General features: G+C 63.5%; 11 protein-coding genes. 3 read left to right on the forward strand and 8 right to left on the reverse strand.

The window, feature by feature from the left end; translation table 11 throughout:
- Positions 1–5 precede the first annotated feature (5 nt).
- From J5286_RS08060 to topA, 4 genes are all read right to left on the reverse strand, one after another.
- Positions 6–1,190, reverse strand: a complete 1,185-nt coding sequence (locus J5286_RS08060) for an MFS transporter (RefSeq protein WP_047510008.1) — start codon at positions 1,188–1,190, stop codon at positions 6–8.
- Positions 1,191–1,469: 279 nt separating this feature from the next.
- The gene (locus J5286_RS08065) at positions 1,470–1,931 is read right to left on the reverse strand and encodes a DUF983 domain-containing protein (protein ID WP_018900179.1); all 462 of its coding nucleotides are present in this window, start codon (positions 1,929–1,931) and stop codon (positions 1,470–1,472) included.
- A gap of 32 nt (positions 1,932–1,963) precedes the next feature.
- A complete protein-coding gene (gene rnr, locus J5286_RS08070) occupies positions 1,964–4,333 on the reverse strand; it encodes a ribonuclease R (RefSeq protein WP_209189873.1) in 2,370 nt (789 codons plus the stop codon).
- Positions 4,330–7,017, reverse strand: a complete 2,688-nt coding sequence (gene topA, locus J5286_RS08075) for a type I DNA topoisomerase (protein ID WP_209189874.1) — start codon at positions 7,015–7,017, stop codon at positions 4,330–4,332. The genes rnr and topA overlap by 4 nt, the downstream gene beginning before the upstream one ends.
- Positions 7,018–7,274: 257 nt before the next feature.
- Between topA and J5286_RS08080 the strand changes: the two genes are divergently transcribed.
- The gene (locus J5286_RS08080) at positions 7,275–7,454 is read left to right on the forward strand and encodes a hypothetical protein (protein WP_018900176.1); all 180 of its coding nucleotides are present in this window, start codon (positions 7,275–7,277) and stop codon (positions 7,452–7,454) included.
- Between the two features lie 4 nt (positions 7,455–7,458).
- Here the strand turns inward: J5286_RS08080 and dprA are convergent, their stop codons facing one another.
- From dprA to J5286_RS08100, 4 genes are read right to left on the reverse strand one after another with little or no spacing between them, the layout of a single operon-like run.
- Entirely contained in the window at positions 7,459–8,607 is a 1,149-nt protein-coding gene (dprA, locus tag J5286_RS08085; protein ID WP_209189875.1) for a DNA-processing protein DprA, read from the reverse strand.
- Between the two features lie 5 nt (positions 8,608–8,612).
- Positions 8,613–9,233, reverse strand: a complete 621-nt coding sequence (gene plsY, locus J5286_RS08090) for a glycerol-3-phosphate 1-O-acyltransferase PlsY (protein WP_112979534.1) — start codon at positions 9,231–9,233, stop codon at positions 8,613–8,615.
- Between the two features lie 18 nt (positions 9,234–9,251).
- Entirely contained in the window at positions 9,252–10,541 is a 1,290-nt protein-coding gene (locus tag J5286_RS08095) for a dihydroorotase (RefSeq protein WP_113199608.1), read from the reverse strand.
- Positions 10,538–11,494: an aspartate carbamoyltransferase catalytic subunit gene (locus J5286_RS08100; RefSeq protein WP_018900172.1), complete on the reverse strand. Its 957-nt coding sequence runs from the start codon at positions 11,492–11,494 to the stop codon at positions 10,538–10,540. The genes J5286_RS08095 and J5286_RS08100 overlap by 4 nt, the downstream gene beginning before the upstream one ends.
- 176 nt (positions 11,495–11,670) lie before the next feature.
- Here J5286_RS08100 and J5286_RS08105 point away from each other — a divergent pair, with 176 nt between their 5' ends.
- A complete protein-coding gene (locus J5286_RS08105) occupies positions 11,671–13,320 on the forward strand; it encodes an acyl-CoA dehydrogenase family protein (protein ID WP_112941525.1) in 1,650 nt (549 codons plus the stop codon).
- On the forward strand, positions 13,320–13,940 hold the full coding sequence (locus J5286_RS08110; protein WP_209189876.1) for a GNAT family N-acetyltransferase: 621 nt from the start codon (positions 13,320–13,322) through the stop codon (positions 13,938–13,940). Before J5286_RS08105 ends, J5286_RS08110 begins: the two co-directional genes overlap by 1 nt.
- Positions 13,941–14,032: the final 92 nt, after the last annotated feature.

A 14,032-nucleotide genomic window follows, 5' to 3' on the forward strand; every position in this document is an offset into this window, starting at 1 on the left:
AAAAGTCAACCCCGCTTTCGAATGAAAAGCAGTCTGCCCGCCGAAAGCACTGCATAAACGCCGAAGAAGCCCGCAATCGCCCAGGCAAAGCCGTTGTTTCCGGCCACATCGATGGCCGCGCCGATGACTTGCGGACCCGCAACGGTACCGACGGCATAACAGAAGACGAAGGCGGCATTGGCGGCGGCAAGGTCCGAGCCGGTGAGGCGCGAGCCGAGATGGCTCAACCCGACGGTATAGAGCCCGGCCACGCAGCCACCCCAGAAGAGCAGAACGCCCGCCATCAGCAGCCAGCTGTGGGAGAGCACGGGCAGCATCAGCGAGCCGATCAGGCCCATGAAGGCCATGCCGGCGAGGAGGGGGCGCTTGTCCTTCATCTTGTCAGACAGCATCCCCACCGGGATCTGGAAGATCATGTTGCCGATCCCCATGACCGTCAGCAGCAGGGCGGCTTGAGTCTCGGTGAAGGCGGCGCGCACCGCGTAGATCGGAAACAGTGCCAGCCCGCCGGCTTCCACCGCACCGAAGATGAAGACGGCCGCCGTGGCGCTCGGCACCAGGAAGACATAGCGCATAAAATGCAGCTCCGGCTTCTCTTCGAGCACCGGGCTTTCATGGCGCGCGACAAATATCGGGATCGCCGCCATCAGGATGGCGCAGGCGCCGACGGCAAAGGGCAGGATGCCGTCGCTGCCGAGAACCGAGAAGAGCAGGGGACCCGCCGCGAAGCCGAGCGACAGCACGGTCGCATAGATCCCGAGCACGAAGCCGCGTTTGGATGGCGGCGATGCGGCGTTGATCCAGAACTCGGATAGAATGAACAGCGTGGTCGTGGCGCCATGGAAGGCGAAGCGCAGCGGGAACCACATCCAGAAGTCCTGCGCATAGTAGAAGCTCACGGCACTGATTGCCGAGACCACCACCGCCCAGAGCATCGTCTGCGCCACGCCATAGGCATGGGCGAGCTTTGTCGTGATCGGCGCGGCCACCATCGCCGCGACGCCGGCCATCGCCGTATTGAGGCCGATCAGGGTCGAAGGGATGCCGCGCTTCTCAAGGATGATGCTGAGCAACGGCAATCCCAGCCCGATGGCGATGCCAACGGCGGAGATCGACGAAACGGCGGCTACCAGAGATGGCCAATGGATTTCTTCGACATCGCCCGGTGTGCCGTTTCGCGGCTGAGACATATATCCACCCCTACAGAACTGCTGCGCACAAACGCGACTCGAAAGCCACATCTGCCCCCATGGTCATGCCAGCCTCAGATGACGGGCCAGACCCAGATGACGTGTGTGCTTTACTAGATGAACAAGGTTGGCTGCAATGATCTGATTGCGGTGGACGAGATTCAGTCAAATAAGCCTACCATCGCGCAAGTTGACATCGTGCCTGAAACAGAGTTCGCAGCACATCCGGCGCTGCTACACGCCAAATATGTCGTGATGGTGAAGGTTCAAGGAAAGTCTTCAGCCTTGATGCCGGCGGCCGGGGATCTCGTACTGATCCTGCTCGTCGCTGTGCCCGCCGAAACCATGCATCTTCAGCGCCCATTGCAGCCCGATGACCCCGCCTTTGATCGGCTGGATGATCAACAGCGTGGCAAGCAGCGTCAGCGGCGTCCAGATGGCGAAGGTGAGCCAGAGCGGCATCGGCCAGATCAGATCGGTCATCATGTAGCCCGCGATGATCACGTGGCCGACGATGACGATGGTGATGTAGGGCGGCAGGTCATCGGCGCGATGGTGGTGCATGGCTTCGCCACAGGCGGCACAATTGTCCACCGGCTTTAGATAGGCACGGAACAGCTTACCGCTGCCACAAGCCGGGCAACGGCCGAGAAGGCCGCGCTTGATCGATTGACCGAGCGGGCGCTTGGCTTCGTCGACATCGCCGTATTGGATCGCCTGGCCGTTTGAGGTGGTCGTCATGACTGCACTTCCTTCCCGGCGTCCCAAAACGCCTATCGACGCCCTCTCGGGGGTCTTGTCCCGGCCTGCTTGCGCGCGCGGCTTGCGTCGCGGCGGCCGCCCTTGTGGAATGAACGCACGGCGGTGGGCATCTTGCGCCCCTCGCTTACCATCTCGAACCGAAGCGCACCGGCCAGCGGAATGGCTTCCACCAGCTTGACCTTGATACTGTCTCCAAGGCGGTAGCCGAGGCCGGTTTTCTCACCGGACAATGCCTGATGCGCCTCATCATAGATGAAGTAGTCCATTCCCAGTGTAGATATAGGAATGAAGCCGTCCGCTCCATAGTCCGGCAGGGCGACAAATAGTCCCGATTTCGTCACACCTCCCACGCGTCCATCGAATTCCTCGCCGATACGGCCGGCAAGGTGATGTGCGATGAGGCGGTCGACGGTCTCGCGTTCGGCGGCCATGGCGCGGCGCTCGAAGGTGGAGATCTCGGCCGCGACATCGTCGAACGCCGCTTCCTCATCCGGCGTGATCCCGCCTTCGCCGAAGCCGAGCGAGCCGACGAGCGCGCGATGCACGATCAAGTCGGCATAGCGGCGGATCGGCGAGGTGAAGTGCGCATACTTCATCAGGTTCAGGCCGAAGTGCCCGATATTCTCGGGGCTGTAGATCGCCTGGCTCTGCGAGCGCAGCACCATCTCGTTGACCATCGTCTGGTGCGGGGTATCCTCGGCCTTGGCAAGAATGCCGTTGAAGTTGTTGGCGCGCATGTTGCCGCCCTTGGCGAGCGAAATGCCGAGCGTCGCCAGGAACTCGCGCAGGATTTCCTGCTTGGAGAGCGACGGGCCGTCGTGCACGCGGTAGATCAGCGGTTGCTTCTTCTTTTCCAGCGTCTCGGCTGCCGCGACGTTGGCCTGGATCATCATCTCTTCGATCAGCTTGTGCGCATCGAGACGCGGCGGCACGACGACGCGGTCGACGGTGCCGTCGGGCTTCAGCTGGATCTTGCGCTCGGGCATGTCGAGTTCCAGCGGCTGCCGGCGCTCACGGCCACGTTTCATCACCTCATAGGCATGCCACAGCGGCTTCAGGATCGGCTCCAACAGCGGCCCGGCCTTGTCGTCGGGATTGCCGTCGATCGCGGCCTGCGCCTGCTGGTAGGAGAGCTTGGCAGCGCTCTTCATCATCACGCGATGGAAGGTATGCCCCGCCTTGCGGCCTTCCTTGGAGAAAGTCATGCGCACGGCCAGCGCCGGCCGGTCCTGTCCTTCGCGCAGCGAGCAGAGATCGTTGGAAATCCGCTCCGGCAGCATGGGAACGACGCGGTCGGGGAAGTAGACCGAGTTGCCGCGCTTCAGCGCCTCGCGATCGAGCGGCGAGTTCGGGCGCACATAGTAGGAGACGTCGGCGATCGCCACGGTAACGATGACGCCGCCTTCGTTGTCGGGCGAGGGGTCGTGCTCGGCATAGACGGCGTCGTCATGGTCCTTGGCATCAGCAGGGTCGATGGTGATCAGCGGTAAGTCGCGCCAGTCCTCGCGGTGCGACATGGTCGCCGGCTTGGCGTCGTCCGCCTCTGCAACCACGGCCGGCGGGAAGATATAGGGGATGCCATGGGCGTGGATGGCGATCATCGAGATCGCCTTTTCCGAAGCGACCGAACCGACGATCGAAAGAACCTTGGCGCGCGGCAGTCCGAAGCTGCGCAGGCGCGCGACTTCGACCTCGACCAGATCGCCGTCCTTGGCGTCGCCCTTGTCATCCGGGTCGATCAGCATTTCTTCGCCGCGCCGTTCGATCGGCAACAGCCGCCCGCCGCCGCCAAGCGCATCCTTGAAGACGCCGAGCAGCGCGCCGCGACGCTTGTCGAGGATCTTGATGATGCGCGCCGTATAGGCCGGGCCGCCGCGATCGGTCGCGGCAAAGATCTTCGCGAGAATACGGTCGCCCATGCCGGCGACCGGCGCCTTGCCCTTGCCGTTGCGGCCGGCTGGCGAGGAGGACTGCCGGATGGAGACGGCAGGCGCCACGCCCATCTCGTCCGACCATTCCGCCGGACGGCCGATCAGTCCGCCGTCCTTGTCGCGGGTGGTGATGTCGAGCACGGTGACCGGCGGCAGCGCGCCGGGACGGATCAGCGACTTCCGCGTCTTCTGCAGCATGCCTTCCTGCTCGAGATCGCGTAGCAGGTGCTTGAGCTCGACGCGGCTGTCCCCCTTCAGTCCAAAGGCCTTGGCAAGCTCGCGCTTGGAAGCCTTCTGCGGATGATCGGCGATGAAGCGCAGGATCACTTCGCGCGACGGAAGCGCGCCGTGCTGAATGTTGAGTGGCTCGACGGCGGGCGCCCTGCTGGAGCGTCCCGTCTTGTCGGGACGCTTGCCCATGCCCTTTGGTTCCCGCGGAATTCTGGTCACTCTTCGCTCTTTTTCTTCTTTGCGGGTGCCGCAGCTTTTTTGGCGGGCGCCTTGGCTTTTGCCTTCGGCTTGGCGGCTGCCTTCGCAGGCTTCTCGTCATCGCTCGCCGCAGCCTTGGCCTTCGCTTTCGGCTTCGCCTTGCTCTTGGCGGTCGGGGCCTTGCCAGCCTTGGCCGTGATCAGGGCCAAGGCTTCCTCGACGGTTAGCGCCTGTGGATCCGTGCCCTTGGGCAGCGTCGCGTTGACTTTGCCCCAGTTGACGTAGGGGCCGTACTTGCCGTCGCGCACGGTGATCGCGCCGCCGCCATCGGGATGCTCGCCGAGCTCCTTGAGCGCTGCCGCTGCCGTGCGACCGCGTCCGCCCGGACCCTTCGCGGCCTTCTCGGCGATCACGGTGACCGCGCGGTTGAGGCCGATGCTGAAGACGTCCTCGACGGTCTCGAGATTGGCGTAACCGCCATCATGCAGCAGGAAGGGTCCGTAGCGGCCGATGCCGGCCGAGATCATCTTGCCCGATTCCGGATGCTTGCCGATATCGCGCGGGAGCGAAATCAGCGCCATCGCCTTTTCGTAATCGATATCCTCGGGCTTCCAGCCCTTCGGCAGAGAGGAGCGCTTCGCCTCCTTGCCGTCGCCACGCTGGACGTAAGGCCCGAAGCGGCCGGAGCGCAGCGTCAGCTCCTCGCCGGTGACGGGATCGGTGCCGAGCGCCTTCGGCTCGTTCAGCGCAGCACCCTCCGCCTCCGCGCCGCCTTCAGAAGAAAGCTGGCGCGTGTAATTGCACTCGGGGTAGTTCGAGCAGCCGACGAAGGCGCCGTACTTGCCGAGCTTCAGCGACAGGTTGCCCGTACCGCAGACCTGGCAGATGCGGGGATCGCTGCCGTCCTCGCGCTTCGGAAACACCAGCGGCGCGAGCGACTCGTTCAGCGAATCGAGCACGTTGGTGACGCGCAGTTCCTTGGTGTCTTCGATCTGCGCGAAGAAATCCTTCCAGAAGTCGCGCAGCACCTGCTTCCAGTTCAGCTCGCCGGCGGAAATCCGGTCGAGCTTCTCTTCCAGGTCGGCCGTGAAATCGTACTCGACATACTTGGTGAAGAAGCCTTCGAGGAAGGCCGTCACCAGCCGACCCTTGGAGTGCGGGATCAGCTTGCGCTTGTCGATGATCACATATTCGCGGTCGCGAAGGGTCGCGAGCGTCGCCGCATAGGTGGAGGGGCGGCCGATGCCGAGCTCTTCCATCTTCTTGATCAGCGATGCTTCCGAATAGCGCGGTGGCGGTTCGGTGAAGTGCTGGCTCGAATTGATCTTCTGCTTTGCGAGGTTTTCGCGCGCATTGATCTCCGGCAGGCGGCCATCCTCGTCGCCGTCGTCGCTCTGTTCGCCGTCTTCCTTCTGGTCCGTATAGGCGGCAATGAAGCCGTCGAAGCGGATGACGGAACCGACGGCCCGCAGTCCGGCCTTCTCGCCGTCGTTGTCGGCGATGATCTCGGCGGTCGTGCGCTCGATCTCGGCGGACGCCATCTGGCTCGCGATGCCGCGCTTCCAGATCAGGTCGTAGAGCTTGATCTGGTCGGCGTCGAGATACTGGCGAACCTTGTCCGGCGAGCGGTTGAAGTCTGTCGGGCGGATGGCTTCGTGCGCTTCCTGGGCGTTCTTCGCCTTGGTCGAATAGAAGCGTGCCTTCTCCGGCAGGTAGCGCTGGCCGAATTGGTCGACGATGGCGCCACGCGCCGCATCGATCGCCTCTGGCGCCATCTGTACGCCGTCGGTACGCATATAGGTGATCAGACCGACCGTCTCGCCGCCGATGTCGAAGCCTTCATAGAGCTTCTGCGCCACCTGCATGGTGCGCGATGCCGAGAAACCGAGCTTCGAGGAAGCGGCCTGCTGCAGCGTGGAGGTTGTGAAGGGTGGTCCCGGGTTGCGCTTGACGGGCTTCGCCTCGACGGTGTCGACGACATAGGACGCGCCTTCGAGCAGCGCCTTCAGCTTGCCGGCCTCGTCGCCGTTGCCGATCGCGCGCGCCTGCAACCGCTTGCCATTCGCCGCAACCAGCTTGGCTTCGAACTCGTCACCGCGCGGTGTCTTCAGCAGCGCCGAGATGTTCCAGTATTCCTCGGAGACGAAACGCTCGATCTCGGATTCGCGGTCGCAGACCAGCCGCAACGCCACCGACTGGACACGACCAGCCGAGCGGGCGCCGGGCAGCTTGCGCCACAGCACCGGCGAAAGATTGAAGCCGACGAGATAGTCGAGAGCGCGGCGCGCCAGATAGGCGTCGACCAGCGGCACGTCGATATCGCGCGGCTCTGCCATCGCGTCGAGCACAGCCTTCTTGGTGATCGCGTTGAAGACGACGCGCTTGACGGTCTTGCCGCCGAGCACGCGCTTCTTGTTTAGCATATCGAGCACATGCCAGGAGATCGCTTCGCCTTCGCGATCAGGGTCGGTTGCGAGGAACAGGCCGTCGGAGGACTTCACCGCGTCGGCGATGTCCTTCATACGCTTGGCCGAGGCCCCATCGACCTCCCACAGCATTTCGAAATCCTGGTCGGGCAGCACGGAGCCGTCCTTGGCGGGGAGATCGCGGACGTGGCCAAAGGAAGCGAGCACCTTGTATCCGGGTCCCAGATACTTGTTGATCGTCTTGGCCTTCGAGGGCGATTCCACCACTACAACATTCATGATGATTCTCTAAAAATGGATGCCAGCCGGCCTATATCAGGACAGAGGACCTGCCGTGTCACGGTCGCCGGTTCTCCGACATGGACAGGGAATTCGTTTCGGTCAAGTACTTTGAGTGCATTTTTACGCATTGCAACGCGTTGCAACCAAAAGACGATATACCGCATATTGCAATTTCTGATTATTGCGATATCGTTTTTCGCGTGTGGTTCAGGCTGCGACGATCAACCCTTCCCAATTGGGGCGCGAGTGCTTTCATGACGGCTAAGTACGCAAAGAAGGATACCGGCAGATCCGGCTCCCGCGAGAACATTGCCTTCATCCGCCAGATGCTCGCCGAGTTGCGTCAGGTGGCGGAAAAGGAAAAGGCCGACATGCTCTGCTATCTGATCGAGATGGCATATGTCGAAGCCGGCGATCTCCAGGCTCGTATGTAAGTCGTCACACCTCCATTGCAATGGACACCATCCCGCCGGGGTGCCGGTGCAGCCGCCCGGCGATGTCGAGCTCCAACAGCACGAGATAGACGGCCGAGGCGCTGAGCCCCGTGTGCCGGATGATGTCGTCGATCTCCACGGGCGTCGGTCCGAGCGCATCGACGATGCGCGCCCTGTCGGTCTCGTCAGGCGGCAGCAGCGACGATCCGCCGCCGCGTTCCGGCTCCTCGGCAAGCGGTGCCGTAAACAGGTCGAGCTGCGATAGCGGCGCAAGCGCGCTGATCACGTCGTCGGGCGCGGTAACGATCATCGCGCCATCCTTCAGCAACCCATTGGTGCCGTGGCAGCGTGGATCGAGCGGCGAGCCGGGAACCGCGAAGACCAGCCTGCCGAACTCGCCGGCGAGCCGTGCCGTGATCAGTGAGCCCGATCGTGTCGCCGCTTCCACCACCACCGTCCCAAGCGAAATCCCGGCGATCAGCCTGTTGCGTCTCGGAAAATCACGCGCTCGCGGCTCCCAGCCGAACGGCATTTCGCTGACGGCGAGGCCGTTGCCGTCCCAGATTTCCTCGAGCAGTCCGGCGTTCTCGGGAGGGTAGGGCTGGTCCAGCCCGCCGGCCATGGCGGCGATCGTGCCGGTGTCGAGGCTGGCGCGGTGGGCGGCGGTATCGATGCCGCGCGCAAGGCCGGAGATAACAGCGTATCCGACGCGCCCGCATTCCCTCGCGATCATCGCCGCGAACTTCGCGCCTGATATCGAGGCATTGCGCGAGCCGACGATGCCGACGGCGGGCTGGGCGGTTGCCGCGAGATTGCCTTTCACCGCGAGCAGTGGCGGCGCCCCGTCGATCTGCTTCAGCGCCTGCGGATATTCCGGCTCACCGATGCCGACGAAGCGCGCACCGAACCGCTGCGCCGCGTCGAGCTCCTTCAGCGCTTCGCTCTCGGTGGCGATCCGGATTGCGCGCGTTGCGCCGCCGCGTGCCGAAAGGCCGGGCAGGGCGGCAAGCGCTGCTTCCGCCGAACCGAAATGATTGATGAGATCGCGAAAGGTGGCCGGGCCGACATTGTCGGAGCGGATGAGACGCAACCAGGCAATCCTTTGCCTGTCCGTCAGCGCAATTCCCTTTGGCCTTGCGCTGCGTGCGTCCATCTATCCTATCCCTTTGCCCCGATCTTGCTTTCAGTGCCGCTGATGAGGCGGCTGATATTGGCCTTGTGCTTCCAGTAGGAGATCGCGGTCATGATCGCCATGATCGCTGCAACCTTCTCTGCACCCAGTATCCACAATGCAACCGGAATGACAAGCATTGCAACCAGTGCGGAAAGAGAAGAGTAACGGGTCAAGAAAGCAACGCCGAGCCAGACCGCCGCGAAGCCAAGAACCATCAGCGGTGCGACGCCAAGCAGCGTGCCGATATAGGTCGCGACACCCTTGCCGCCCTTGAACCCGATCCAGACCGGGAAGAGGTGGCCGATGAAGGCGAAGAAGCCGGCGATGACGGCGGCTTCCGGGCCGAAGAAGTAGGAGACGATCCACGCCGCCGCCGATGCCTTCAGCGCATCGAGGAGCAGCGTCGCGGCCGCCAGCTTCTTGTTGCCGGTCCGCAGAACGTTGGTCGCGCCGATATTGCCCGAACCGATGCTGCGCACGTCGCCGAGACCGGCGGCACGCGTCAGGATCAGCCCGAACGGAATGGATCCCAGCAGATAGCCGATAGCGGCGGCCGCCAGCGCGATTTGCCAGGTGATCTGCCACGTCATGAGATCAGCGCCCATGTTCCCCCACTTGTCTTCTTATAATGTATGTACGCACTGGCCGGCGACGTAGGTCGCGACCGCACGTCCGCTGAAGCGCGCGTCTTCGAACGGCGTGTTCTTCGAGCGCGAGAGAAGCATGTCCTTGGCGACAATCCAAGGCTCTTCGAGATCGATCAGCACGATATCCGCCTTGGCGCCGGGCTTCAGCGTACCGGCATCGAGACCGAAGATCTGCGCCGGACGCGTCGACATGGCATCGATCAGGCGCATCAGCGTCACATGCCCGCTGTGGTGCAGACGAAGGGCTGCCGCCAGCATGGTTTCGAGACCGACGGCACCGTCGGCAGCCTCGCCGAAGGGCAGGCGCTTGGTGTCGACGTCCTGCGGGTCGTGCGAGGACACGATGATGTCGATCGCTCCGCGCGCCAGCGCATCCACCATCGCCACGCGGTCGTCTTCTGAGCGCAGCGGCGGATAGAGCTTGAAGAAGGTGCGGTACTCGCCGATGTCGTTTTCGTTGAGCGCCAGATTGTTGATCGAGATGCCGCAGGTAACCGTCGCGCCACGGCTCTTCGCCAGTTCGATCGCCTCGACGGATTCGGGCACCGAGATCATCGCCGCGTGGTACTTGCCGCGCGTCAGCTTGGCGATGCGCAGGTCACGCTCCAGTGGGATCAGTTCGGTCTCGCGCGGGATGCCGCTGAGGCCAAGCCAGCTTGCGAACAGCCCCTCGTTCATCACGCCGCCGGCGGCCAGATGCTGGTCGCGCGTCTCGCAGGAAATTACCGCGCCGAATTCGCGCGCATAGGTCATCACCCGGCGCAGAACCTGCGCATCGTGAATGCTGGAGCGGCCGTCGGTGAAGGCGACCGCGCCCGCTTCCATCAGCATGCCGATCTCGCTCATCTCTTCGCCGGCGAGACCCTTGGTGATCGCCGCTGCCGGATAGACATTGACCAGCGCCTTGTCGCGCGCGGTCTTCTTCACGAATTCGACCAGCGCGATGTCGTCGATCACGGGATCTGTGTCGGGCATCATGATGATCGAGGTCACGCCGCCTGCGGCCGCAGCCCGGCTGGCCGATTCGATCGTCTCGCGATGCTCGGCTCCAGGTTCGCCGATATGGACGCGCGCATCCACGAGACCGGGTGCCGCGACAAGTCCATTGCAGTCGCGCACCGTGGCACCCGCAGGCACGGCCTCGTTCAGCGCATCCTTGCCGGAAGCAACGATCACGCCGTCCTTGACGATGATCGCGCCGACCTCGTCGAGATTGCGCGAGGGGTCGATGATGCGAACGTTCTTGAAGACGATCGAGTTGCTCATGCGCCGGCTCCTTCGCTGCGGGGACCCTGGTTCTGCGAGATCAGCAGCGTTTCCATGACAGCCATGCGTACGGCGACACCCATTTCGACCTGTTCGGCGATCACGCTCTGCGGCCCGTCCGCGACCTCGGAGGCGATTTCAACTCCTCGGTTCATCGGCCCAGGGTGCATGACCAGCGCATCCTCCTTCGCCGCCTTCAGCGTTTCCGCGTCGAGGCCGTAGAAGTGGAAATATTCACGCACCGACGGCACGAAGGCGCCGGACATGCGCTCGCGCTGCAGGCGGAGCATCATCACGACGTCGGCGTCCTTCAGGCCCTCCTTCATCGAATGGAAGACCTCGACGCCCATGTCGGCGATCCCAGCCGGAAGCAGCGTCGCCGGCGCCACGACGCGAACCCTGGCACCCATAGCATTGAGAAGCAGGATGTTGGAGCGCGCCACGCGAGAGTGCAGCACGTCGCCGCAGATGGCGACGATAATGCGCGAGAGCTTGCCCTTGGCGCGGCGGATCGTCAGCGCGTCGAGCAGCGCCTGCGTCGGATGCTCGTGCTGGCCGTCGCCGGCATTGACCACGGAGCAGGAGACCTTCTGCGCAAGAAGGGCGGCGGCGCCGGCGCTCGAGTGGCGGATGACCAGCACGTCGGGGCGCATCGCGTTCAGCGTCATCGCCGTGTCGATCAGCGTTTCGCCCTTCTTCACCGAGGAATTGCCGACCGACATGTTCATCACGTCGGCGCCGAGGCGCTTGCCGGCGAGCTCGAACGAGGCCTGCGTGCGGGTGGATGCTTCGAAAAACAGATTGATCTGCGTCAAACCTCTAAGGGTCGACGTCTTTTTCTCTCGCTGTCGACTGATCTTGACGGCCTCGTCGGCCTTGTCGAGGAGAAAGGTGATATCCTGCTCTGTGAGCCCTTTGATACCGATGAGGTGGCGGTGGGGAAAGAAGACCATGAACCTGCCTCTATGCTGTCGTCAGCGGCTCTATAAAGAGTGCGTGCGGCGGCGGCAAGCATGCGCTGTGGGCAAACCGCGCTCTCCCCCTGCAATTTTGTCGCAATTGGGCTAAAGCACAAGGAGTGCCAAACTTCCGGTTTCCCTTTGCCCGCCTCATACTCTAGAAGCGATTCATGACATCCGCTGAAGAAAAACTCGCCGAACTCAACCAGCCGAGCCTTTGGTCCGGCATCAACGCCTACAGGTCCGATCCGCTGATCGTCGACCTCACTGGTGCGTTGCCGCGCGGCATTCGCGATGATCTCGACAATATGGGTCGCTACGTCACCTCGCCGGAAGCGCAGGAACTGGCGCGCATGGCAAACCAGGGCGTGCCGCAGCTGCGCACCCATGGCCCTCGCGGCGAACGGCTCGATGTCGTGGAATTTCACCCGGCCTGGCACGCGCTGATGCGCCGCTCGATGTCCGTCGGTCTTCATTCGTCCGTCTGGGACCCGCAGGCGGATGCAGAGGCGAAGGATCAGGCCCACAAGATCCGCGCCGCCCGTTTCTATCTGTCGTCGCAGCTCGAGACTGGCCATCTCTGCCCGATCACCATGACGAGCGCATCCGTTGCCGCTCTCTCCGCGTCGCCCGCCGTCCAGAAGGACTGGGCGCCGAGGATCCTGTCGCGCAAATACGATTCGGCGAACAAGCCGGCCATGCAGAAATCCGCCGTGACCATCGGCATGGGCATGACCGAAAAGCAGGGCGGCACCGATGTCCGCTCGAACACGACGTCGGCCGAAAAGGTCAGCGAGGGCATCTACCGCCTGTCTGGCCACAAGTGGTTCATGTCGGCGCCGATGAGCGACGCCTTCATCATGCTGGCGCAGACCAAGGAGGGCATGGGCTGCTTCCTGGTGCCGCGCCTGCTGGAAGACGGATCGGCCAACGGTCTGCAGTTCCAGCGCCTGAAGGACAAGGTCGGCAACCGCTCGAATGCCTCGTCCGAGGTCGAGTTCAGCGATACCTTCGGCTTCCTGCTCGGCGGCCCGGATGCCGGTGTGCGCACCATTCTCGACATGGTCACGCTGACGCGCCTCGATTGCGCGCTGGCATCCTCTGGCATCATGCGCGCCTCGCTTGCCGAGGCCGTGCACCACACCCGTGGCCGCAGCGTCTTCGGCAAGATGCTGGTCAGCCAGCCGATCATGACACGCGTGCTTGCGGACATGGCGCTCGACGTCGCCGCCGCCACAGCGCTCTCCTTCCGCCTCGCCGACGCCTTCGACCGCGCGCGCGGCAGCGCCGAAGAGGCGGCCTATGCCCGCGTCATGACGCCGGTTGCCAAATACTGGTGCTGCAAGATTGCGCCTGCGCTCATCTATGAAGCGATGGAGTGCATCGGCGGCAGCGGCTATATCGAAGAACGCCCGATCGCCCGCCACTACCGCGAAGCGCCGGTGAATGCGATCTGGGAAGGCTCGGGCAACGTCATGGCGCTCGATGTCTTGCGTATCCTGAACCGCGGCAAGGATCTCTTCGAGACCGTCTTCGCGGGCCTTGCGAGGGATCTCGGCCCGGCCGGCAAGAAGACCATCGATGTGCTCCGCGCCGCCATGGCGCTTTGCGAGCGCGACGAGGGTGCTGCCCGCCTGCTCGTCGAGCAGCTGGCGCTCGCAGCCGGCGCTGCCGAACTCTATCGTCTGGGGGCAGGGCGCATCGCCGATGCCTTCATCGAAACCCGTCTCGCCGGCGGCTGGCGCTCCACCTACGGCATGCTCGATAGCCGTTTCGATGCCAGCTACATCGTCGATCTCCTCTATCCGCCGGCATCCTGATGACGACAACGCTGCGCCGTGCACGGTTCGACGATCTCGATCAGATCTACAACATCTCGCTGGTTACCGGCGACGCGGGCAAGGACGCAACGTCACTGCATGGTGACGACAAGCTCATCGGCCACATCTATTCCGCGCCTTACGTGACGCTCAGCCCTGAAACGGCCTTCGTGGCCGAGGATGCCGAAGGCGTCGCCGGCTATATCGTCGGTGTCTACGATACGCTTGCCTTTCAGGCGCAGCTTGAGCGCGACTGGTGGCCGGCGCTGCGCAGCGCCTACCCGGACCCGCAAGGAGACCCCGACCTCTGGAATGCCGACGAGAAACGCATCGCCGCGATCCATCATCCCTCGTCGGCGCCAGCGGCCATCATCGAGGCCTTCCCCGCTCATATCCATATGAACCTGCTGTCGCGTCTGCGCGGGCAGGGGATGGGAACGAAGCTGCTCGACATGTGGCTCTCGCAGGCAAGAGATGCCGGCGTGAAATCCGTCCATCTCGGCGCCAGCGCAACGAATGCTGCCGGCATCGGCTTCTGGGGCTCTCGCGGCTTTACGCGCCTCGGACCGCCGCTTGTCGAACCATCCGAGCGCACCGTCTGGTTCGGTCAGACGCTCTGATCAATGTCGCCGATCGGCGACATTGCGCTGCCGGGGCTCGCATGGCCTGAAAACAATCCACAATCTTTCAAGGGGTTCGCCGTTGCCGGTTT

The organism is Rhizobium sp. 16-488-2b (assembly GCF_017741815.1).
Taxonomy (GTDB): Bacteria; Pseudomonadota; Alphaproteobacteria; order Rhizobiales; family Rhizobiaceae; genus Rhizobium.

What these genes read in the sequence shown, in the direction of transcription:
- J5286_RS08110 (WP_209189876.1), top strand. Translation starts at nt 13,320, where the DNA reads ATGACGACAACGCTGCGCCGTGCACGGTTCGACGATCTCGATCAGATC.
- J5286_RS08095 (WP_113199608.1), bottom strand. Translation starts at nt 10,541, where the DNA reads ATGAGCAACTCGATCGTCTTCAAGAACGTTCGCATCATCGACCCCTCG.
- J5286_RS08060 (WP_047510008.1), bottom strand. Translation starts at nt 1,190, where the DNA reads ATGTCTCAGCCGCGAAACGGCACACCGGGCGATGTCGAAGAAATCCAT.
- topA (WP_209189874.1), bottom strand. Translation starts at nt 7,017, where the DNA reads ATGAATGTTGTAGTGGTGGAATCGCCCTCGAAGGCCAAGACGATCAAC.
- J5286_RS08100 (WP_018900172.1), bottom strand. Translation starts at nt 11,494, where the DNA reads ATGGTCTTCTTTCCCCACCGCCACCTCATCGGTATCAAAGGGCTCACA.
- J5286_RS08065 (WP_018900179.1), bottom strand. Translation starts at nt 1,931, where the DNA reads ATGACGACCACCTCAAACGGCCAGGCGATCCAATACGGCGATGTCGAC.
- dprA (WP_209189875.1), bottom strand. Translation starts at nt 8,607, where the DNA reads ATGGACGCACGCAGCGCAAGGCCAAAGGGAATTGCGCTGACGGACAGG.
- plsY (WP_112979534.1), bottom strand. Translation starts at nt 9,233, where the DNA reads ATGGGCGCTGATCTCATGACGTGGCAGATCACCTGGCAAATCGCGCTG.
- J5286_RS08080 (WP_018900176.1), top strand. Translation starts at nt 7,275, where the DNA reads ATGACGGCTAAGTACGCAAAGAAGGATACCGGCAGATCCGGCTCCCGC.
- J5286_RS08105 (WP_112941525.1), top strand. Translation starts at nt 11,671, where the DNA reads ATGACATCCGCTGAAGAAAAACTCGCCGAACTCAACCAGCCGAGCCTT.